This window comes from Streptococcus sp. 29892 (assembly GCF_032594935.1).
GTDB lineage: Bacteria > Bacillota > Bacilli > Lactobacillales > Streptococcaceae > Streptococcus > Streptococcus hyiners.
The window spans coordinates 241,271-263,963 of record NZ_CP118734.1; the positions used below are offsets into that span (position 1 = coordinate 241,271).

22 protein-coding genes are annotated in these 22,693 nt (G+C 44.9%); all 22 read left to right on the forward strand.

Annotation, left to right across the window (positions count from 1 at the left end; translation table 11 throughout):
• The first annotated feature begins 34 nt into the window (after positions 1-34).
• The 22 genes from thrC to hrcA all read left to right on the forward strand — a co-directional run bounded on the left by thrC (position 35) and on the right by hrcA (position 22,684).
• Positions 35-1,519 (forward strand): threonine synthase, encoded by a 1,485-nt coding sequence (thrC, locus tag PW220_RS01370; RefSeq protein ID WP_248055376.1) that lies wholly within the window; start codon positions 35-37, stop codon positions 1,517-1,519.
• A 126-nt stretch (positions 1,520-1,645) separates the two neighbouring features.
• Positions 1,646-3,406 (forward strand): ABC transporter ATP-binding protein/permease, encoded by a 1,761-nt coding sequence (locus tag PW220_RS01375; protein WP_248055407.1) that lies wholly within the window; start codon positions 1,646-1,648, stop codon positions 3,404-3,406.
• The gene (locus PW220_RS01380) at positions 3,399-5,060 is read left to right on the forward strand and encodes an ABC transporter ATP-binding protein (protein ID WP_248055377.1); all 1,662 of its coding nucleotides are present in this window, start codon (positions 3,399-3,401) and stop codon (positions 5,058-5,060) included. The genes PW220_RS01375 and PW220_RS01380 overlap by 8 nt, the downstream gene beginning before the upstream one ends.
• Positions 5,061-5,654, forward strand: coding sequence for an MptD family putative ECF transporter S component (locus PW220_RS01385; protein ID WP_248055378.1), 594 nt, complete (start codon positions 5,061-5,063; stop codon positions 5,652-5,654). It abuts the gene before it with no gap.
• On the forward strand, positions 5,651-6,310 hold the full coding sequence (locus tag PW220_RS01390) for an energy-coupling factor transporter transmembrane component T (RefSeq protein WP_248055379.1): 660 nt from the start codon (positions 5,651-5,653) through the stop codon (positions 6,308-6,310). Before PW220_RS01385 ends, PW220_RS01390 begins: the two co-directional genes overlap by 4 nt.
• Positions 6,274-7,701 carry an ABC transporter ATP-binding protein gene (locus PW220_RS01395; protein ID WP_248055380.1) on the forward strand — a complete coding sequence of 476 codons (1,428 nt, stop codon included), beginning with the start codon at positions 6,274-6,276 and terminating at the stop codon, positions 7,699-7,701. Before PW220_RS01390 ends, PW220_RS01395 begins: the two co-directional genes overlap by 37 nt.
• Positions 7,702-7,706: 5 nt before the next feature.
• Positions 7,707-8,969, forward strand: coding sequence for an MATE family efflux transporter (locus PW220_RS01400; RefSeq protein WP_248055381.1), 1,263 nt, complete (start codon positions 7,707-7,709; stop codon positions 8,967-8,969).
• Between the two features lie 155 nt (positions 8,970-9,124).
• On the forward strand, positions 9,125-10,072 hold the full coding sequence (locus PW220_RS01405; protein WP_248055382.1) for a helix-turn-helix transcriptional regulator: 948 nt from the start codon (positions 9,125-9,127) through the stop codon (positions 10,070-10,072).
• A 104-nt stretch (positions 10,073-10,176) separates the two neighbouring features.
• Positions 10,177-10,701, forward strand: coding sequence for a hypothetical protein (locus PW220_RS01410; RefSeq protein ID WP_248055384.1), 525 nt, complete (start codon positions 10,177-10,179; stop codon positions 10,699-10,701).
• Between the two features lie 33 nt (positions 10,702-10,734).
• The gene (locus PW220_RS01415; protein ID WP_248055386.1) at positions 10,735-10,998 is read left to right on the forward strand and encodes a hypothetical protein; all 264 of its coding nucleotides are present in this window, start codon (positions 10,735-10,737) and stop codon (positions 10,996-10,998) included.
• A gap of 162 nt (positions 10,999-11,160) precedes the next feature.
• Positions 11,161-12,546, forward strand: a complete 1,386-nt coding sequence (locus tag PW220_RS01420) for a PD-(D/E)XK nuclease family protein (RefSeq protein WP_248055387.1) — start codon at positions 11,161-11,163, stop codon at positions 12,544-12,546.
• A 185-nt stretch (positions 12,547-12,731) separates the two neighbouring features.
• Positions 12,732-13,448, forward strand: coding sequence for a hypothetical protein (locus tag PW220_RS01425; RefSeq protein WP_248055390.1), 717 nt, complete (start codon positions 12,732-12,734; stop codon positions 13,446-13,448).
• Between the two features lie 399 nt (positions 13,449-13,847).
• Positions 13,848-14,783 (forward strand): mevalonate kinase, encoded by a 936-nt coding sequence (mvk, locus tag PW220_RS01430; RefSeq protein ID WP_248055393.1) that lies wholly within the window; start codon positions 13,848-13,850, stop codon positions 14,781-14,783.
• Positions 14,776-15,801 (forward strand): diphosphomevalonate decarboxylase, encoded by a 1,026-nt coding sequence (mvaD, locus tag PW220_RS01435; protein WP_248055395.1) that lies wholly within the window; start codon positions 14,776-14,778, stop codon positions 15,799-15,801. Before mvk ends, mvaD begins: the two co-directional genes overlap by 8 nt.
• A 1-nt stretch (position 15,802) precedes the next feature.
• On the forward strand, positions 15,803-16,882 hold the full coding sequence (locus PW220_RS01440) for a phosphomevalonate kinase (RefSeq protein ID WP_248055397.1): 1,080 nt from the start codon (positions 15,803-15,805) through the stop codon (positions 16,880-16,882).
• 10 nt (positions 16,883-16,892) lie between these two features.
• Positions 16,893-17,990 carry a type 2 isopentenyl-diphosphate Delta-isomerase gene (fni, locus tag PW220_RS01445; protein ID WP_248055399.1) on the forward strand — a complete coding sequence of 366 codons (1,098 nt, stop codon included), beginning with the start codon at positions 16,893-16,895 and terminating at the stop codon, positions 17,988-17,990.
• Positions 17,991-18,081: 91 nt separating this feature from the next.
• Positions 18,082-18,348, forward strand: a complete 267-nt coding sequence (locus PW220_RS01450) for an ACT domain-containing protein (RefSeq protein WP_027972534.1) — start codon at positions 18,082-18,084, stop codon at positions 18,346-18,348.
• Between the two features lie 11 nt (positions 18,349-18,359).
• Positions 18,360-19,697, forward strand: coding sequence for a PFL family protein (locus PW220_RS01455; RefSeq protein WP_044669365.1), 1,338 nt, complete (start codon positions 18,360-18,362; stop codon positions 19,695-19,697).
• Between the two features lie 73 nt (positions 19,698-19,770).
• Positions 19,771-20,466: a histidine phosphatase family protein gene (locus tag PW220_RS01460; protein WP_248055401.1), complete on the forward strand. Its 696-nt coding sequence runs from the start codon at positions 19,771-19,773 to the stop codon at positions 20,464-20,466.
• Positions 20,467-20,573: 107 nt separating this feature from the next.
• Positions 20,574-20,897: a PadR family transcriptional regulator gene (locus PW220_RS01465; RefSeq protein WP_248043976.1), complete on the forward strand. Its 324-nt coding sequence runs from the start codon at positions 20,574-20,576 to the stop codon at positions 20,895-20,897.
• Positions 20,887-21,387: a DUF2812 domain-containing protein gene (locus tag PW220_RS01470; RefSeq protein WP_248055402.1), complete on the forward strand. Its 501-nt coding sequence runs from the start codon at positions 20,887-20,889 to the stop codon at positions 21,385-21,387. Before PW220_RS01465 ends, PW220_RS01470 begins: the two co-directional genes overlap by 11 nt.
• Before the next feature lie 262 nt (positions 21,388-21,649).
• A complete protein-coding gene (gene hrcA / locus PW220_RS01475; RefSeq protein WP_248055403.1) occupies positions 21,650-22,684 on the forward strand; it encodes a heat-inducible transcriptional repressor HrcA in 1,035 nt (344 codons plus the stop codon).
• Positions 22,685-22,693 lie beyond the last annotated feature (9 nt).

The window sequence follows — 22,693 nt, forward strand, 5'->3', positions numbered from 1 at the left end:
GAATAGAAAAAATAGATTTTTTACGAGGGATACTATGACACTAGTTTATCAATCAACACGCGATGCTAAAAATACCGTATCGGCTAGTCAGGCTATTTTACAGGGCTTGGCGACCGACGGTGGTTTGTTTACACCGATTTCCATTCCAACAGTTGACTTGGACTTTTCTGTTCTCAAAGACGCTTCTTATCAGGAAGTAGCCAAGCTGATTTTGTCGGCTTTCTTGGATGATTTTACGGCAGATGAACTGGACTACTGTATCAATAACGCCTACGACAGCAAGTTTGACACGCCAGTTATTGCCCCGGTTGTAAAGCTCAATGGTCAGTACAACTTGGAGTTGTTCCGTGGCTCAACCATTGCCTTTAAGGATATGGCACTGTCTATCCTGCCTTACCTGATGACAACTGCGGCGAAAAAGCATGGCTTGGAAAACGAGATTGTCATCTTGACAGCGACTTCAGGCGATACAGGCAAGGCGGCTATGGCTGGCTTTGCGGATGTTCCTGGCACGCAAATCATCGTTTTTTATCCACGCGACGGGGTATCTAAGGTTCAGGAATTGCAGATGACCACACAGACAGGGGCTAATACGCACGTGGTGGCTATTGATGGTAACTTCGACGACGCTCAGACCAATGTCAAACATATGTTCAACGATGAGGCCCTCCGTGCCAAATTGGCAGCTAAGAAACTCCAGTTTTCATCTGCCAACTCTATGAACATCGGTCGCTTGGTGCCACAGATTGTTTACTATGTCTATGCCTACGCTCAGTTGGTTAAAACTGGCGAGATTGCGGCGGGTGACAAGGTCAACTTCACCGTTCCGACAGGTAACTTCGGTAACATCTTGGCGGCTTATTACGCCAAACAAATCGGTCTGCCAGTTGGCAAGCTCATCTGTGCGTCTAACGACAACAACGTCCTGACCGACTTCTTCTCGACAGGCGTTTACGACAAGAACCGTACCTTCCGCGTGACCACCAGTCCGTCCATGGACATCTTGGTGTCTTCTAACTTGGAGCGGTTGATTTTCCATCTCTTTGGCAATGACGCTGCAAAAACAGCTGAGCTGATGGAAGCCTTGAACACAGCTGGTCAGTATGACATTCAAGGGGCTGACGCGGATATCCTCTCTCTCTTTGCTGCCGCCTTTGCGACAGAAGAAGAAACAGCTGCGGAAATCAAGCGTGTCTATGAGGAGTCAGACTACATTGAAGATCCACATACGGCTGTTGCCTCAGCTGTCTATAAACAGTATGTGGAGCAAACAGGGGACCAAACTCCGACAGTGATTGCTTCTACAGCAAGTCCTTACAAGTTCCCTGTGGTTGCGGTTGAAGCTGTGACAGGTCAGTCAGGTTTGACCGACTTTGAAGCTCTTGCAACATTGCATGAGATTTCAGGTGTAGCCCTGCCGCCAGCGGTGGACGGATTGGAAACGGCACCTGTTCGTCACACTACCGTTGTTGCAGCTGCAGATATGCAGGCTGAAGTAGAGCGCTATTTGGGTGTGTAATAAAAAATGACTTGTGACAAACTGCTTAAAACAGGCAGTTTGTTTTCTTTTTTAATACAAATTAAAATTTACAGACAATTCAAAGAATGATATACTATATAGGAATACTGAATAGTGAGGTGGATGATGGCACAAGAGCAGGAGAACATTTCCAGAGAAAAGAAAAAAGCCCTCTTGAAGCGGCTCAAAGAACGCATCAAACCCAAGATGAAGCTGGTTTATTTGGCAGCCTTTCTATCCTGGGTGCAGTTTTTAATGCGGATTATTTCCTTCTACCTGATTGCTAAGGGTTTTGTGACCTATTTTGACGGTGGTCAGGTTGATTTGGTACAGTTTGTCCTCATCTTGTTGGGGCTCAATGCTTTTGGCTATGGTGTGGCTCTGATTGCCAAGCGTTTGCAGGGGCTGGGCTCCCAGTTTGCACGGGATTCGCTTAAGCAGTCTTTCTTCGAGGCGCTCTTGGCTAAGGACGGTCAGTTTGAATCAAAAGCGACAGCGGCAGATGTCTTTAACATCGCTTCCCAGGGGATTGACAGCCTGGATACCTACTATTCTTACTACATGGCTTCTTCCTTGCGGACCCAGTTCAACTGTGCGACCGTTCTCTTGCTGGTTTTTCTGATTTTCCCGCTGGGTGCGGTCATTTTCATCTTGGCCTTGCCTCTGATCCCGATTTCCATTATCGCTATGCAGAATCGGTCCAAGCGGATCATGAATCGCTACTGGGGCTCCTATATGGATGTGGGCAATCTCTTCCTAGACGACCTCAAGGGGCTTAATACCCTTTATTCCTATCAGGCAGATGCGACCTATGAGAAGACCTTCAATGAACAGGCGGAGGACTTCCGCGATGCGACCATGGAGTTGCTCAGTTTTCAGCTGCAAGCGGTGGGCTACATGGATGCGGTCATGTATCTGGGGATTGGCTTGTCTGGTTTTGTAGCAGTCAATAGCCTAGCGGCAGGCAATTTGTCCCTCTTTAGTATGCTCTTCTTTGTCCTCATTGCGACGGAGTTTTTTGCACCTATTCGGGAGCAGGGCTACGGTATGCACTTGGTTATGATGAATACCAAGATGGCGGATCGCATCTTTGGTTTCTTGGACAGTATGACAGCGGAGCAGGAAATCGATTCTGTCCATGTGCCTGCTTTTGACAGTCTAAAACTAGAAGATTTGGCCTTTGCCTACGGAGAAAAGCCAGTCTTAAAAGATATTTCCATGACCATGACGGCTGGTAAGGTCTATGCTTTGGCGGGCGAGTCTGGTCAGGGGAAAACGACCTTGGCCCAGCTGCTCTTGGGACGCTTGCGGGCGGATAAGGGAGCGATTTACTTGGGTGAGCAGGAGATTTCAGGTATCAGTCAGCTTTCTCTGAATGAGCAGGTTCTCTATGTATCGGGCCAGTCAACCTTGCTCAACCAGTCGATCTATGAAAATTTACGCATGGCTTGTGACTGGTCCAAGGAGGACATCTTGGCTTGGGCAGATCAGCATGGGGTCTTGCAGTTTGTCAAGAATCTGCCAGACAGTTTGGATACGATTGTTGGTGACGACGGTGCTTTCTTGTCGCCTGGTCAACGCCAGCAGGTTATCTGTGCCCGTGCGGTCTTGTCCAAACGCTCCCTTTATATCTTTGACGAAGTGACGTCCAGCGTCGATCAGGACAATGAAGGCTTGATTTATGACCTCATTGACTTGGTGGCCAAGGATGCGATTGTTATTATTATTACACATAAGATGAAACAAGTGGAGCAGGCAGATGATGTTCTCTTCTTGTCTGCGGAGGGAGCTGTGACAGGCAACCATGCCACGCTTTATCAGACTAGCTCGGCCTATCGTCAGCTGGTTGATCAACAAAGAGAGTTGGAGGAAGCCGTTTATGGATAAGAAAGAAATGCCAACAAGTGTGCTGATTCCGAGACTCTTGCAGTCCATGAAGCACCTCTTGCCACGGATTGCGGTGGCGGTTTGCTTTGCGGTCTTGGGACAGGTGGTGACCATTGCTATTCCAGTCATGCTGGTCTATCTGGCTTTTGACGCCCTTACTGGCAATCCTGCTCCGCTATGGACCTTGGGAGCCCTGGTCATTCTGGCTCTTCTGCGTGGTGCCTTCCGCTATGGTGAGCATTACTTTGGTCATTATGTGGCCTTTCATACGCTGGCGGCCTATCGTCGTTTGATTTTTGCAAAATTGCGGACCTTGGCTCCTGGTAAATTGGATAGACAGGACAGTGGTAGCCTGCTTAAGATGATTGGGGAGGACATTGAGGCCTTGGAGGTTTTCTTTGCCCATACTATTGCACCCATTTGTACAGGTATTTTGGTGGCTCTTGGTTTGACGGTCTATTTTGGTCTATCCAGCTGGGGTTTGGCCCTCTTGGCTCTGGTGACCTATGCTCTGTTGGCCATTGCCATTCCAAATCGTTTTGCCAAGCAGCTGCAGCCCTTGCTCAAGGAGCAAAATGCTAGTCGTAAGGGTTATGTGTCCTACTTTATCGAAAGTCTCAAAAGCATGAAGGACCTGATGCAGTTCCAGCAGACAGATGCTCGTTTTGCAAATCTGACGCAGAAAAGCCAAGATGTCAATGGTCAGGAGCGTAAGGTCGCTCAAACTAACTTTATGCAGTATGCCGTTTCCTTCCTAGTGGTTGGTTTGTCTATCATGGGCTTTGCCTGGCTGACTTTCGACTTAGTCGGCAGTCAGACCTTGGACTTGGCGACGGGGGTAGCTCTTTTAGTTTCCTTCACCAGCTCCTTTGCTCCCTTCTTAGAGCTCAGTCGTCTGCCGCTTGGTTTCAAGCGGGCTATGAATGCCGGTCGCAATATCTATGCTCTTTTGGATGAAAAAGAAGCGGAGCGAACAGGTGAGCTTGTTGAGGTCAGCGTGACGGACATTGCTATCGAACAACTGGACTTCGACTACGATGACCGAGAAACAGGGCTCTATCGGAACCTGTCTGTTCAGTTTGAACAAAGTGGCATTATTGGCTTGGTTGGGGAATCAGGTGCAGGAAAATCCACCTTGATGAAATTGATCATGCGGTGGTATGATTGGCAACAAGGCCAAATCCGCCTGTCTGGCTTGGATAGTCGGCAGGTAGATAAGGCACATTTGCAGGGATCCTTTGCCTATGTACCACAGGTGCCACAAATCTTCCGCCAGACCATTCGAGAAAATCTTGTCTTGGGACGGACAGATGTGTCAGATGAAATCATCATGGACTTGGCAGAAAAATGCCACATGAAAGAACGGATTTTGGCAGCACCGCAGGGCTTGGATACGCTTGTAGAAGCCAGTGACTTTTCAGCAGGAGAAGGGCAACGTTTGGAACTCATGCGGGCCTTGCTCAAAAACGCAGACTGCTATATCTTTGATGAGCCGACAAGTAACTTGGATTCACTCAATGAAGCCCGCTTTATCCAGCTGGTTAAGGAACATTGTCAGGGCATGGTCTTCTTGATTTCCCATAGAAGCTCGACCATGGCTTGTGCGGATACCATTTTCCGTTTGGAAGCCGGGCAATTAGTAAAGGAAAAATAAATGAAGAAATTACAAGTAAAAGATCTGATGGTCACAGGGGCTTTTGCTGCCCTCTACTTTGTTTGTGTTGGCCTAGGAACCTTGTTGAGCTTGGTTTTTGATCGGTCAGGTAATATGATGTATGCACCAGCTGGAGCAGCTCTTTTAGCTGGTCCAGTCTATATGCTCTTGATTGCCAAGGTTGGGAAGCCGGGTTCTATTAGTCTAGTCGGTGCAGTCATGGCCTGCTTCTTTTTCCTGTCAGGCTATATGACAGCGGCCTTTCTGCCTAGCTTGACCTTTGGCTTACTAGCTGAACTGATCGCAAAAGCTGGTCACTATAAACAAAAATGGATCAATCTGCTTAGTTATATTGTTTTCTCCTTTGGAAATTTAGGTCCGATTATTCTCATGTGGTTCATGCGAGATGCCTATGAGGCTAGTCTATTGGCCCGTGGTAAATCAGCAGAGTATGTGGCCCGAGTGATGCTGGACTTTACTCCAGGGAATGTAATCTGGTTGTCAACCACTATTCTTCTAACTGCTCTTGTAAGTGGTCTTTTTGGACAATACATGGTCAAGCGCTATTTCAAACAATCAGGTTTTCTATCATGAAATTAGATGCTCGTACCAAAATCATTCTAGTCATCTTTGCTAGTATTACCTATGGTTTGCGACTGACTATTCTTGAAAATGCAGTGCTAGTCTTGGGATCTAGCCTGCTTTTCTGGTTTTCTCAGAAGAAAAAAATGGCTGTCATTGGGGTCTTGTTCTATACTGGTTTTTGGCTCCTATCCTATATTTCCTTCTTGCCAGCCTGGCTGGCACATGTCTTGGTCGTTCTAACTTATACATGGCCACCACTTTTAGCAGGGCATTTTTTGCTGATGACAACCAGCAGTTACGAACTTGTCCATGGTCTGCGCAAATGGCGCTTACCAGAAGCCTTTCTTTTGACCTTGGGGGTTATGTTTCGCTTTCTGCCAGCCATCAAGGAGGATGCTAGAACCATTCGCGCTTCATTACAGGTGAGGGGGATTTTCCTGCGGAAGAGGGACGTGATTTGTAGACCGCTTCAGTACCTGGAATGTTTCTTGGTTCCTCTCATGATGTCGCTCTTACGAACAGCTCAGGAGTTAACTGTAGCCAGTTTGACCAAGGGCTTGGCCTTGTCTGGTAAACCAACAGAATACCTGCAGTCGTCTTGGAGCCTGCTAGATTGGAGTATTTGCTTATGTTGTGTCAGTTTTCTTCTTCTGGTCCAGCTGTGACGGTAAAAGGGTTGGAATTGCACTATCCCGGATCTGACAAACCAGCCCTTGCTATTTCAGATTTAACCATCCCAACCGGGCAATGTATCGTTCTTTGCGGTCAGAGCGGTTCGGGAAAATCCAGTTTTCTCAAAGTTTTGAATGGCCTGGTTCCCGAATATTATCCAGCCCAACTCTCAGGTCAGGTCTATCTAGGTGACAAGGAGTTGAGAGGGAGGAGTTTAGAAGATTTGTCCCATCATGTTGCTTCTGTTTTTCAGCAACCTTCTACTCAATTCTTTCAAAATCAAGTCTTGCAGGAACTGGTATTTCCCTGTGAAAACCAAGGCTTATCTAAGGAAGAAATAGCTCAGCGTTTGGCTTGGGTCAATAACTTGTTTGACTTAGAGCCCCTGTATGAACGAAAGATTTCCAGCCTATCTGGTGGGCAGCAACAGGTTCTGGCTTTGGCTGTTGCAGCCATGCAGGGAACAGATCTTCTAGTTCTGGATGAGCCGACAGCTAATTTGGATCAGCAAGGTGTGGTAAGAGTTCAAGAAGTCTTGCAGCTCTTGAAAAAACAGGGAAAGACCATTATTATTGCGGAACACCGCTTGTCCTATCTCAGTCACTTGGCGGATCGCTACCTCTATTTTCAAGACGGACAGTTGGTGACGGACTATTTGGCAGCGGACTTTCTCGGCCGAACAGAGGAGTGCCGTCAGGATATGGGCTTGCGGTGTTATGACGCAGCGCCTTATGGGCGGGCAATAGCAGAGCGGGCCAGTCAGTTTACAGATGATGAGCAAGGCTTGCTTGTTGAGAATTTGTCAGTCAGCCCGTCAGAGAGTTTGCTTTACCAGGTTGAAAAGCTCTGTTTGGCACCGGGTCATGTGGTTGGTCTTGTGGGACCAAATGGGTCTGGAAAAACGAGTCTGGCCAACTATCTGGTTGGACTGGCAGAAGACAAGAAGGCCAGCATTGCTTGGTATGGGAAAAAACTCACGGCACGTCAACGCCTGGAAAAAACTGCCCTTGTCATGCAGGATGTCCGCCTACAGCTCTTTGCAGAAACAGTCCGCAGGGAATTGACGCTGGGGCAAAAAGACAAGCAGCTTGATGAGGAGCTAATCAGCCGTTTTCGCTTGGAAGACTTGCTGGACAGGCATCCAGTCAGTTTGTCAGGTGGTGAGCAGCAACGTGTGATGATGGTAGCTAGCTTATTGGCGGACAAGGATATTTTTATCTTTGATGAGCCAACTAGCGGTTTGGATCTGCGACAGATGAAAGCAGTCGCCAGGGCCCTGCTTGATTTAAAAGAGAAAAACAAGTTGGTTCTGTTGATTTCTCATGATGAAGAACTCTTAGACTTGGTTTGTGATAAAATAATAGATATTAAACAATTAAGATGAGGATGATGAACAAGCATACAAAAGAATTACTAAGGATTGCCTTGCCTGCCATGGCTGAAAATATTCTCCAAATGTTGATGGGAATGGTAGATTCTTACTTAGTGGCTAGTATCGGCCTTGTAGCCCTGTCGGGAGTATCTCTGGCCAACAATATATTGGCAGTTTATCAGGCAATTTTTATCGCTTTAGCCGCGGCCATCTCAGCTCGTCTGGCTCAGATTTTGGGTCAAGGGAAGTTTGAAAAGGTGGGCCATACTGCTAATGAGGGCTTAAAAATAACAGCTTGTATCAGTCTGCTGCTGGGAGGACTGGCTGTGCTTACGGGGCCACATTTGCTGACAAGTTTGGGAGCTGAAGTGGCTGTTGCACAAGCGGGAGGCCTCTATCTGATGTTGGTTGGTGGCGGAATTCTCTTTCTCGGATTGATGATGAGTTTAGGTGCGATCTTACGAACCTTGGGTCAACCAAAATTCCCCATGTATATCAGTCTTCTGTCTAATCTGTTGAATGTTCTTTTTTCGGCTTTTGCGGTCTTCGTTCTCCATGCTGGCGTGGCTGGAGTTGCTCTTGGAACAGTCTTGTCACGGCTGGTAGGTTGTTTTCTGCTGTGGGCAAAGCTTGCCCTTCCTTTAGAGAAATGGAACTGGTCTTGGGATAGGGAGCTCATCCGACTTGCCTTACCAACGACTGGGGAGCGCTTGATGATGCGGGCTGGAGATGTGGTTGTTGTCGCTTTGATTACTGGTTTAGGTACAACAGTTGTAGCTGGTAATGCCATTGGAGAAACGCTAACCCAGTTTAACTATATGCCAGCCATGGGAATCGCAACGGCAACCATTATCTTGACAGCCAAGCATAGGCAGAATCAGTCTGCGGTAGAGGACATCTTCAAAAGGAGTTTCTTTCTTTCACTCCTCTTTATGCTACTGGTAGCTGTTACAACCTATTTATCTGGTCCACTTTTAATCGGTTTGTATTCAAAAGAACCACAGGTTGTTCAGGCCAGCCAGACAGTTTTGCTCTATTCCATGTTAGGAGTTCCCTTTACGGCTTCTACTCTTGTTTTAACTGCCTTGTGGCAAGGTCTGGGTAATGTCAAGCTACCATTTTATGCGACCAGTCTAGGTATGTGGGTAGTCCGAATCGGTCTTGCCTATCTACTTATTGGAGTATTTCATCTAGGATTACAGGCTATTTGGATAGCAACCATAGCAGATAATGCCTTTCGTGCAGGATTTTTGTATTGTACTTATATGAGGAAGAGGTAGGGCAGCTCTGATTTTAGTAGCTAGTTAGTAGAAGGTAGAATGGTAGGAAAATAAAAGATATTCTCGCCTTTAAATTTTCTAATTGTTTATAGGAATAATTGCCTATAATTGTATAGTGTGCTATAATAACAATAAAAAAGGATTTAGGAGTAGGCATGGGAGAAGCGGAACGGAAATTGCTCTTGTTTTTGCGCCTGTTAACTGGTGAAAAATTACAAGAAAAAGATGTCGCTGTTGAATACGATGTAGAGATTGTTACTATTCGTCGTGATTTTAACTTTTTCAAAAATTTTTTTGAGTGCAATATTGTATTTTCTGGTAGCCTACTTCAAAACGATAAGAAGGAATGGTACTTTGAGAAACGTTTTGGAATAAACAAGCAGCAGTGTTTAGTGATTTCAAAGATCCTCTTAGAGAATAGAGCTTTTAATAGTAAGGAAAACAATCAGTTGCTGGATGCCCTGTTTATGTCATTGAATGACTGGGAAAAGAAGGAAGTCAATCACATTATCGCATCGGAAAAACTGAACTATGCTCCCCTATCGGATCAACAGGATAAGATCAATAAAATTTGGGAATTCTCGGAATTTATTCGGACTGAACAAGTTATTGATTTTACATATAAAGGAGCTGGAGATAAGGAAGCCCATTCTTATAGCGCCTTATTTGTTTCCTTGTATTATGATGCACATTATTTCTATCTAAAGGCCTACAACTCTGATTGGGATCAGTATCGTGATTTTCGTTTAGACAGACTGTTAGAGTGGAAGCTATCCTCGATTAGTAAGCCGAAAATTGACTTCCGGAATAAGTTTCGTGACGGTGATGTCAGAAACTATAAGGTGGATGCCTTTAATGGTGACAAGATACAACTCAGAGTTCTATATACAGCAACACCTTCCGTCATTTTAGACAAGTTTCCGACAGCTAAAGTCGAAAAAGAAACAGATGAGGGTATTGAATTTCGAATTGAGACCCAAAATACTTTTGGCTTAAAACGGTATCTTATCAGCCAATTAGACTATTTGAAAGTCTTGTCTCCAGCTTATTTAGTGGATGATATAAAAAAAACGCTACATAAAATGATAAAAAATTATGATTAGATGAGGAGAATGACATGTGGTGTCATTCTCTTTTGTTACACTAATTATGTCGATGAGGAATGTTCTAGAAATTCCTTGAGAAATACAGTTAGAGAGGTAGAAATATGGAAATATTCTATAAAAAATCTATTTGGTTTGACATGGATGGTGTGTTGGTCCACTATTGTGCAGATGACTATGCTGGCCTTCAGCCTAGATACCTAGAAGCAGGCTATTTCAAAAATCTTCCAGCAGACCATTTAATGACAGAAACATGTAGAAGGTTGAATGATGAAAAAGCTAGCGACATGTATGTTGGGATTATGTCCAAAGTGAATAAGGATTCCGGAAAATATCTCCAACAGCAAGCTGATAAAACATATTGGTTGGCTAGTCAATTTACTAGCATGCCTTCCACCTTTACGGGTACTTCAAAGGCAAGGAAGGCAATGGCCGTATTGGGTAGGCAATTGACAGAGCATGATATTCTGATTGACGACTACAATCAAAATTTAATAGAGTGGACTGCTGCTGGAGGTTGTGCTGTAAAATATGGAAAAGGTCAGCGAGATAGCTGGCCTGGCTATTCCATACAGGATTTACAGGATGCCCAAGAGATTGTCAGTTTTCTCCACGCTTTAACAAACTAATCACTAAATCGCTTCATTAAGAAAGGAAGAAAGATGAATCTAGTTGAACTTGCCAAACTATTTAAAGGCAATGCACTTACAGATGAGGAATTTGCGTCCTACTTAGCAGACATTGAAATCTTTGAAGTAATAGAATCTACGGATGAGCTGGAAGATACTGTTTATTTCAATGGAGATAAAAATTCTTTTTTTGAAGTGAGAATGCTAGTGTATGGTGCCGGCATGGAAGTTGAGCGTGGGCGGACCTATGTCGATTTTGTGAAGAAAGTACGACAAGTTAAAAATAAGTTATCATAGAAATAAACTGTATGGAATGCCAAAGCGATAAAAAAAGGTTTGCACATGGTGCCTATAATTAATCCAGGTTTATCATAAAAAATATTAGTTTTGATATACGATGTCAGTGAATTTTGTTATAATTAATGTAATGAAATAAAAAATTATATTAGGAGAATAAATATGTTAAAAAAGAAATCAGTCCTAGAATTTGTTCAATGTGTAGAAGCTATTTACGATAGCACACCAGAGCTACAAGATCGTGTTGCGCTTATGCTCCAAGATGAGGAGACCCCTAATTTTTGGAACATTATCGAATATGGTGATACGTTGGATAATAATGGAAAAAGTGCTCACGAGACAAGGTACTCGAGGGTTTTGAAATGGTTGCTTGACCCTCATGCCAGCCACAAATTAGGTTACTTATTTTTGAATAAACTATTGTCTAAAAAAGGGATTGATACAACTGGATTGCTATCAGAGACAGATAAGGTGGAATGTTTCAACGAGTATAAGAATATTGATGTTTATTACTACAATAAAGATAAACAGTTTCAAGTAGCGATTGAAGTGAAGCAGTATAGTTCAGAAATCATTTATGGAAAAGACAATAAAAAAGAAAATATTGTCGCAGGAGAATCTCAATTAACAAAGTATTCGAGAATTTTGGCAGAAAGAGAAGGGAAGGCGTATAAATTCTTCCTGACACCAACTGGTATCGACCCCATCCATGATGAGTTGAATGATAGCAAATCGTGGTCTGCTCTTTCCTATGAAGATATTATTGAGATTGTTGAGGAAATGAAGGATGAGAGCCAATCGGGTGATTTTATCAAGATTGCGAATGACTTTGTTCATGATTTTAAAAAGACGATTTCCACAGTGAAGTTTACTGAAGGAGCCAAAATTACCTTACAGAAAAAAATTGCGAACATTGAAGCAGAGTTGAAATCTTATTTTCCGGCTAACCATTCTGAAAAAGAATATGAAATGGCTGAAGAGCTGCAAGGCCATCTGCTGAATCTTAAGTATCATGAACGGAGAAAACTGGAGGTTATATTGGAGTGCATCAATACATATAGAACAATCCAACAACACGTGGCCAATGAAGCGGTACAGAAAGTTGTTGTTCGCCTCGCTGAAGAATTTACCGGGGTAGCCTTGCAACCAGATGAATTTGCCCCAATAAAAGCAGAATTTTTGCGTTCAGACTCTATCTTTAAATATGTTCATCGAACAAGAGGGAAGGGGCAAGGTCTCTATTTCTTGGAAGAGAAAACAAAAAATTCAAGCAGCAAAAAGGATGTCTATGTCTACTGTTCAGGTGATACCTATGGAGTATTTTTCAATGATGGTTTGCACGCGAAATATAATGGCGATACAAATGCTATAGAACATTACAATTTTAATTATGAAGACTTGTCTCATGAAAATAAAAAACAGCTGAAGAATAAAAAAATAGCCCTCGACTTTTTGGAAGAACAATTTGATTTTTACATTAAGGAAATTAACGAGAGCTTGATCTATTTTACAAAACGTTACCAGGACAGAAAAAATGGTAAGATTTAGCTAACCTGAAAAATCAAATCTGTAGGCCCTGGAGGTGATTGCTTGGTACAGTTGCTAGGAGGTAGATTGTGCTCAGTATAAGAAATGTTTATCATCGTTCGTGTTGCTTTATTCATCGATTCGTCACAACAGAAGTGATGGGTTCTTGGATTCAATGGGAGTGATATATGTAGGAGGTTATAATTGTGGTTTACGGTCATTCAACTGTAAAAGGAAAGGTTAGATTTTTAGCACCATCGTTTGAAATAGCGCGAATGCTCTATCGCTCACAGGAGGAAGAGTGGTCAAATGAGTTTATTTGTGACATATCTATTGAATTTCCTGATGAGATAGATAGGAGCAGAGAGGGTGAAGAAGTTCTTTCGCTCGAATGTGACTTTACCTTTGAAGGTTATAAGCCTTTTCTCTATTTTGTAAAACGCTTGATAAAAGAAATTCTTCCCTTTGAAGAGAGTCTAAATGCTGTGCCTTTTAGTCTGATTTATAGCTATCAGGAACTGAGTAAGTATTTTGTTACAATCAATGAATTTGTTGTGGAAACAAGGTATCAACCAGATCAAAAAGAGATTCTCACCTGTATTCATCATCAATCAGAGTTGCCTTACACCGCAAAACATGTCAGATTGTTGAATGATTTTTCATCTTGTATCGATACAGAGTGGTGTCTAGAGAATTTTGATGAATGTTTAAGCCAGATAGAATTTATTCTGGATGACTGTGAGGCCTGGGACACAAAGACGGAAAGATTAAAGACTATTTTTGAATACATATTGCAGCAGCCGGAGGACTTTAAACAACTGATAAAAGCAAAGAGAGTTACGGGAGTCTATGCTAGTTTTACAGAATATCTAATGTTGGGGCTGGGATATGAACATTTATGCAAATATTATCATTTGGTATAGATAGAATCTGATCTAGTTAATAGTTTTGGTATTTCTGTCAGAATGGGCACTCTTATAACTTTAGAATATTTTTAGAAAAAACTTTTTGATTTTCAGTTTCGCTTAAGTTTGTTCTTGTATACTATATTCAAGCTAGAGATAGCGAATTTCTTTTTCATATAATCTCCAGAGAACAGTCGACTGCGGTCGGCTGTTTTCGTGTTTCTGTGTGCTTTGAAAGTTTATCTAGTTTATATTCGTAATTCTTTTCACCTAAAGGTGTCCCTATCTCTAAGTCGCAAGCGACAAAGAGCTAGGTATCATATAATCTCCAGAGAACAGTCGACTGCGGTCGGCTGTTTTCGTCTATTATTCTTATGAAAAATGGTATAATAGTTGTGATTGTGTAAGGAGAAGAATATGTCAGTAGTAGGAAAAGCAAATGGAAAAATCATTTTGATGGGTGAGCATGCGGTTGTCTATGGCCAGCCAGCAATTGCTATGCCTTTTTCTGCTGTTGAAATTACCGCTCAGGTAAGGGCGCAGGGGCAGGCTCTGAGTGTGGCTTGTGACTTCTATGAAGGCTTGGTTCACAAGATGCCAAAAATCTGGGAAAGCCTCAAGCATGCCATCCGCTTTTCCCTCTACCGTATCGGTGCTCCGACAGATCCAGCTATTCACATCGAAATCAGCTCCAGCATTCCTGCCGAGCGAGGCATGGGCTCCAGTGCTGCGGTGGCAGTTGCGGTGGCCCGCGCCCTCTTTGCCTACTATGAAAAAGAGCTGATAGACAGTGAGCTCTGGGACATTGTACAGTCTTCGGAAAAAATTGCCCACGGCAATCCCTCGGGCATTGATGCGGCAACCACCAGCGGCAAGTCCCCCGTCTTTTTTATCAAGCACCAGCCCATCGAACCTTTTGAGCTGAAACTCCATGCCCACTTGGTAGTGGCTGATACAGGCGTGACGGGAAACACCTTGGAGGCCATTTCAGACGTGGCGGATTTGTTGGAGAAAAAGCCAGAGGCTATCAAGCTAGTAGAAGAACTGGGTAACTTGACCCGACAGGCCAAGGAAGATTTAGCCACAGACCAGGCAGAGCTTCTAGGCAGCAGAATGAACCAAGCCCATGCCCTCCTGCAAGAATTAGGCGTGTCTGATCCCAGCCTGGATAAGCTAGTCAGCCTTGCCCAAGAAAATGGAGCCCTCGGAGCCAAATTAACCGGTGGTGGTCGTGGCGGTTGCATGATTGCACTGGCAAGAACAGGCCAGGATGCCCAAAAACTTGCACACATCCTTGACCAAGCTGGCGCCCGCCAAACCTGGATACAGTACTTAGGAGAAACCAATGACTAAACAGACAGGCATTGCCCGTGCCCATACCAATATTGCCTTGATTAAATACTGGGGAAAACGAGATAAGGAATTATTCCTACCCATGAATTCCAGTTTATCCCTGACCCTTGACGCATTTTATACGGATACCAAGGTTGTTTTTGATCCAGAATTGACTGCCGATGAGTTCTATCTCAACGGAATGTTACAAAAAGAAAAAGAAATGTTAAAAATTTCTCGATTTTTGGATTTGTTTTGCGAATATATAGGTGAAAGGGCATTTGCCCGAGTGGAAAGTCTAAATTTTGTTCCGACTGCGGCTGGTTTAGCCAGCTCAGCATCAGCCTTCGCAGCACTTGCACTTGCAACCGCAACTGCCTTGGATTTAGATTTGTCACCAGCCACCCTATCAACCCTTGCTCGCAGGGGTTCTGGCTCTAGCACCCGTAGCCTATTCGGTGGATTTGTTGAGTGGGATATGGGAACTGGTTCAGAAGATTCGATGGCTCACCCCATTGACGATGCGGATTGGGATATCGGTATGGTCGTCTTGGCGGTCAATACCGGACCCAAAAAGATTGCCAGTCGAGAGGGGATGGACCATACGGTCGCGACTTCGCCTTTCTACTCAGCCTGGGTAGATACCGCCAAGCAAGACTTGGCGGACATCAAGGTAGCTATTGCTAGCCGTGATTTTGAAAAACTTGGTCAGATTACAGAGCACAATGGCATGAAAATGCATGCAACAACGCTCTCTGCCAATCCACCCTTTACCTACTGGTCAGCTGATAGCCTAGTGGCCCAAGAGGCAGTTCGTCAGGTTCGTGAAGAAAGTGGCTTATCAGCCTACATGACCATGGATGCTGGACCAAATGTCAAGGTCCTCTGCCGAGCAAGTCAGATGGATGAATTGGTTGAGGGACTATCAGCAGTCTTCCCAAGAGAAAAAATCATTACCAGTAAGCCTGGACCTGCTGCCTATGTTCTCAGTGAGAAGGATTGGCAGACATCACAAGTAGCATTTGAAAAGGGCTTGTAGCATGAAAGTACAAGTAAAGATACCAGGAAAACTCTTTCTGGCAGGGGAATATGCAGTTGTTGAGGCAGGCTATCCTGCAGTAATTACTGCGGTTGACCAATACCTGACCGTCACCATTGAAACAAGTGACCAAGGCAGTCTTCATTCCAGTCAGAAGGCAGACCTCTATCTGACCTGGGAGCGTAAGGAAGGTGTCGCTCATGTCCAAGATGACCATCCCTATACTCTGATTGAGACAGCCATGCAGGTGACAGAAGCCTATCTGACTGCCAAGGGCTATGCTTGTCATGGAACTTACAGTCTAGCGGTCCAGTCTGACCTAGATGACCAGACTTCAGGTGCCAAGTATGGTCTGGGGTCGTCAGGGGCAGTAACGGTTGCGACGGTCAAGGCCCTGTTGACCTACTACGGTCATCAAGCGGATTCCCTTTTGACCTACAAGTTAGCAGCTCTGACCCAGACCAAGCTAGGCATGACAGGTTCCTTCGGAGATTTGGCAGCCTCCAGTTTCGGTGGCTTGATCGCCTATCATTCTCTGGACCGTTCTTGGCTTTTAGGGAAAATGGCAGAGCTGTCCCTGCTGGATCTGGTGGAAAGTGATTGGCAAGGTTTGTCTATCAGCCCTATCCAGTTACCCCAAGGTTTAGATCTCCTGGTGGGATGGACAGGATCGGCGGCTTCGACGGACAGGCTAGTTTCCCAGATGGAAGACCAAAAAAGTCAGGCTGAAAAAGAGCAAATTCACAGCCAGTTTCTAGCCGACTCCAAGACCTGTGTAGAACGGTTGATAGTGGCTTGTCAGACAAATGATTCAGTATCAGCTAGACAGGCTATTACTCAAAACCGCAAGCTCTTACAGGACTTTGCGAGAGGAATGGGCTTGGTCATTGAAACCCCTCAACTGAGCCAACTCTGTGATCTGGCTCAGACTTATGGAGCGGTGGCCAAATCATCTGGTGCAGGCGGAGGCGACTGCGGCATTTGCCTGGTTGACAGTAAGGAACAAAAAGCAGCGATTGAGAAGGCTTGGCAAGAAGCCGGCATTTTTCCACTCACCCTAAACATCGCAAGTAGAGAATAAGGAGAACCCTATGTTTTATTTAGGAGAATTTGGTTTAGACCGCAAGGATCAACACGTTGGCTTGGCCAACCAGCAATATAGCGCCACGCCGGCCAAGGACTTTACAGAAACTCTATTTGTCCATCATTCCCTGCCACAGACCAAGGTGGATGAGGTGGATATTTCGACCAGTGTAGCTGGTTTGGACTTTGCCTTTCCTTTCTTTGTCAATGCCATGACTGGCGGAAGCAAGAAGACCCGCGAAATCAACCGCTTGTTGGGAATTATGGGGCATTTTGGAAAGATTGCCCTGGCTTCTGGATCGGTTAGTGCGGCGATTAAGGATCCGTCTGTTGCGGAAACCTTCTCCGTGATGCGTCGGGAAAATCCTTATGGGATTATCTTTGCCAACCTAGGTGCCCATCATAGTGTAGAGAATGCCAAGCGGGCGGTGGATTTGTTGGAGGCCAATGCCATTCAGATCCATGTCAATGCACCCCAGGAGATTGTCATGCCTGAGGGAGATCGTGATTTTACGATGTGGTTGAAGAATATTGAAACTCTGGTGCGGGAGATGGAAGTACCTGTCATCGTCAAGGAAGTTGGTTTTGGCATGAGCCGTGAAACAGTAGCCCAGCTGGTTTCTGTCGGTGTGCAAACTATTGATGTGTCTGGTACTGGGGGAACTGATTTCGCCAAGATTGAAAATGCTCGTCGGACCTTCAATGACTATGCCTATTTAGAGGGGTGGGGTCAGTCAACCGTGACTTCCTTGGTGGAAGCCATGTCTGTTTCTGAGGATATCCGTCCAAGTTTGATTGCTTCTGGAGGCATTAAAACACCGCTAGATATTGTTAAATCCTTAGCTCTTGGTGCAGACCTTGTCGGTATGTCCAACCATTTCCTCCAGTATGTCAAGGATGGTAAGGGGCATCGTTTTGATGACGGCTTGCAGGCTATTAAGACCTATCAATGGCAGATAGCTGAAATCATGACCATGTTGGGTGCTAAGAATATTGCAGACCTTCGCAAGAAAGATGTGGTCTTGGCTCCAAATGTCCAGAACTGGTGCGAGGCGCGTGGGATTGACTGGAAAGCCTATGCCCGTCGGTCGCAACAGCTGAAGTAATAATATTCGAAACAGGTAGAAAATGGAAAGATTTCTACCTTTTTCTGTATAATTATGATAAAATAAATGAAAATTTAGAAGAGGTATGTATATGAAGGCTATTGTTACAGTTGTCGGTAAGGACAAGTCAGGAATTGTTGCGGGTGTTGCGACTAAGATTGCGGAGTTGGGTTTGAATATTGATGATATTTCCCAGACAGTTTTGGATGAATATTTTACCATGATGGCAGTGGTATCATCAGATGAGAAGAAAGATTTCACTCAGTTGCGTTCGGAGTTGGATGCCTTTGGTCAGTCCTTGAACGTAAAAATCAACATCCAGAGTGCGGCCATTTTTGATGCCATGCACAACTTGTAAGGAGAGCGGTCATGGATATTAGACAGGTTAGAGAAACCATTGAGATGATTGAGGAGCAGCACTTCGATATTCGGACCATTACCATGGGAATTTCCCTCTTGGACTGTATTGATGCGGATATTGAGAAAGCTGCGGAGAAGGTGTACACTAAAATCGTAACCAAGGCCAAAAACTTGGTAGCAGTCGGCGATGAGATTGCGGCAGAATTGGGCATTCCCATTGTCAACAAACGGGTGTCAGTAACACCTATTGCTTTGATTGGTGCAGCGACGGATGCAACGGATTATCTTCCCTTGGCTCATGCCTTGGACAAGGCGGCTCATGAGATCGGCATCGATTTTATCGGAGGCTTTTCAGCTCTGGTTCAAAAGGGCTACCAAAAAGGAGATGAAATCCTCATCAACTCTATACCGCAGGCATTGGCCCAAACCTCTAAGGTCTGCTCGTCAGTCAACATCGGCTCGACCAAGACGGGTATCAATATGACAGCTGTTCGGGACATGGGGCGGATCATCAAGGAGACGGCGGAGGCTTCTGATATGGGGGCGGCCAAGCTGGTGGTCTTTGCCAATGCGGTCGAGGATAATCCCTTCATGGCGGGTGCCTTCCATGGTGTCGGTGAGGCGGATGTGGTCATCAATGTCGGCGTGTCTGGGCCTGGTGTGGTCAAGCGTGCCCTTGAAAAAGTGCGTGGTGAGAGCTTTGATGTGGTGGCGGAGACCGTCAAGAAGACGGCCTTCAAGATTACCCGTATCGGTCAGTTGGTCGGAAATATGGCCAGTGAACGCCTGGGTGTCAAGTTCGGTATCGTGGACCTGTCCCTTGCTCCGACTCCGGCCGTTGGCGATTCAGTAGCACGAGTTTTGGAGGAAATGGGCTTAGAAACCGTTGGTACGCACGGAACGACTGCTGCCCTTGCTCTGCTCAATGATGCAGTGAAAAAGGGTGGGGTAATGGCCTGCAACCAAGTTGGCGGCTTGTCAGGTGCCTTCATCCCTGTTTCTGAGGACGAGGGCATGATTGCTGCGGTGCAAAATGGCTCGCTTAACCTTGAAAAATTGGAAGCTATGACAGCCATCTGTTCTGTTGGTTTGGACATGATTGCTATTCCAGAAACAACGCCAGCTGAAACCATTGCGGCTATGATTGCGGATGAAGCGGCTATTGGGGTCATCAACCAGAAAACGACTGCGGTCCGTATCATTCCACTTGGAAAAGAAGGAGACATGATCGAATTTGGTGGACTACTTGGAACAGCTCCTGTCATGAAGGTCAATCAGGCTTCGTCTGTGGATTTTATCAACCGTGGCGGACAGATTCCAGCACCGATTCATAGTTTTAAGAACTAAAAAACGTAAACCGATTGCGACAAGCAGTCGGTTTTTTGCTATACTAATAGTAAGAAAAGACAAGGAGAATGCTATGGCAGACGTAAGATTATATATTTCTCGTCACGGGAAAACCATGTTCAATACCATTGGGCGCGTGCAGGGCTGGTGTGACACACCGCTGACCAAGGCAGGTGAGGAAGGGATTCGTGAACTGGGCTTGGGGCTAAAGGATGCGGGTATTGATTTTAAACTTGCTGTATCTAGTGATCTGGGGCGAACCGTTCAGACCATGACCATTGCCCAGCGTGAGTTGGGAATTTTAGGAAAAATCCCTTACTACCAAGACAAGCGTATCCGTGAATGGTGCTTTGGTAGTTTTGAAGGCATGTACGATGCTGAGCTTTTCCAAGGTGTCCTGCCTCGTTTGAAAGGGACTGTTGATGCGACTGGCATGTCCTTTGCGGAAATCGCAGCAGGTATCCAAGAAGCAGACACCGCTGGATGGGCGGAATCTTGGGACGTCTTGAGCAATCGTATCTTGACAGGCTTTGAGGCTATCGCCCAAGACTTGGAAAAGCAGGGCGGCGGCAATGCCCTTGTGGTCAGTCATGGTATGACCATTGCAACCCTGGCCCATCTGTTGGAGCCAGAGCGTGGAGCCAATGTCTTCCTGGATAACGGCTCAATTACCGTCCTCAAATATGAAAATGGCAAGCTCTTAATTGAAGCTGTTGGTGACCTATCCTACCGCAAACGTGGGGCGGAATTAATTGCCCAAGGGGAATAAGATATAAAATCAGGGAGTTTTCTCTGATTTTTTTGTTGACTTATACATCGAGGTGCGATATAATTTATATATCGAAGTTCGATGTATCGTAGTGCGAAAGGAGTTTTATGAACGATAAGTTAAAACGCGTCTATGTTCCTATGACAGAGACAGCCTTCTATATTCTCTTTCATTTACAGGAAGAACGGCATGGTTACGATATTACCCAGAAGACCAAGGAAGTCACGGCAGGTCAGGTCGTGATTAGCCCTGGAACCATGTACGGTACCCTATCAAAGATGGAGAAGGACGGCTTGATTGCCTTTGTTAGAGAAGAAGACAAGCGAAAGTTTTACCAAATAACAGCAACAGGTCGAGAAATTCTAGATATAGAATTGGCTCGAATTGAACGACTTTATCGAAATAGTAAGGGGGAGAGTCATGGAGACTAAGACAGAGTGTAAGGTATTTTTTATCACAGATTTCAGTCAGCAGGCAAGCTATCTCAGTGAGATGCATCAACAAGGGTGGAAACTAGTTAAGATTAGCTGGCTCTTCTTTTATCATTTTGAAAAATGCCAGCCAGAAGAGGTTGTGTATCAGGTTGATTTTAAGGAATCAAAAAATAAAGACCGAGACTCCTATTTGCGTATGTACGAGGATTATGGATGGGAGCTTGTCGTATCCTGCCAAAATTTCAATATTTTTAGAAAACCTGCGAAGATGGGAGAGCTTGAATTGTATGGTGATAGGGAAAGTAAGGTAGAGTTTGTGAAAACAATCTTCCAAAGACGCTATTTGCTATCTTTGGGACTGTATTTCATTCTATTGGGGACGAACATGCGTTCACATCCAGCTTTTGTCTTAGGTATTTCTATCATTTATATTCCACTTTTATTATTACTAGGTACCCGTTTTTATCGTATGGTAAAGAGTAACTAGGTCCTCAGACTGATTTTTAGCACTCTAGGCAAAAGAGTGCTAATTTTTTGTCTTTTTCTCTTGACAATCCATTTTTTCAGCGTATAATGGGAGTATATAGGTTAGCACTCGACATCATAGAGTGCTAACGCTCTTCAAAAATCAACACTATCCGTTGTCAGCTTGCCTTTGTGAACCACAGTTCTACATTCGGCCTCGCTTCCTAGGCTACTGTCGATTTTCATTGAGCGTAACTAAAACAGTGTTCATGAAAGGAGCGGAGATGATTACCCAACGTCAAAATGATATTTTGAATCTGATTGTTGAATTGTTTACGCGTCATCATGAGCCGGTTGGTTCTAAGGCCTTGCAGGAGATGATTGCTTCTAGCTCTGCTACCATTCGCAATGACATGGCTAAGCTGGAGCAGTTGGGCTTGCTAGAAAAGGCCCACACATCAAGTGGTCGGATACCCAGTAGGGCTGGTTTTCAATACTTTGTCAACCACTCGCTTAATCTGGAACACATTGATGAAGAAGATGTTTATCAGGTGGTTAAGGCCTTCGACTTTGAAGCCTTCAAGCTGGAGGACATCTTGGAGCGGGCCAGTACAGTCCTAGCGGATTTGACAGGCTATTCCTCGGTCATTTTAGATGTGGAGCCGACCAGTCAGCAGCTGACTTCCTTTGACATCGTGCAGCTCAGTAGCCACGATGCCCTGGCAGTCTTGACTTTGGACCAGTCCAAACCTGTCACTGTCCAGTTTGCCATTCCCAAGAACTTTTTGGCCAGGGACTTGGAGGTGCTCAAACGCCTGGTGGATGAACGCTTCGTTGACCAGACGGTCTTGGCAATCCACTACAAGCTGCGGACGGAGATTCCCCAGGTGGTGCAACGTTACTTTACCACGACGGACAATGTCTTGGATTTGATGGACTATATCTTTGCTAATCTCTTCCGAGAATCGGTCTTTATCAGTGGAAAAGTTGCTTCGCTGACCTACGGCAACCTCGCCACCTACCAACTCTTGGATAGTCCTCAGCTATTGGCACCAGAGTTGCGGCAGGGCTTGGCGCCAAACCAGCAGACCAGCATTTCTGTGGCGGAACATAGAGAACCTGCTCTTGCAGATGTGACTATCATTCATCATTGCTTTCCAATCCCCTATCGGGGCATGGGCCAGATGAGTTTGCTCGGTCCTGTTGACATGAACTACCGCAGGCAGATGAGTTTGATCAATATCATCAGCCGCGTCCTATTTATGAAATTAACCGATTACTACAGATATTTAAGTAGTAATCATTATGAAGTCAATTAAAGGAGAATG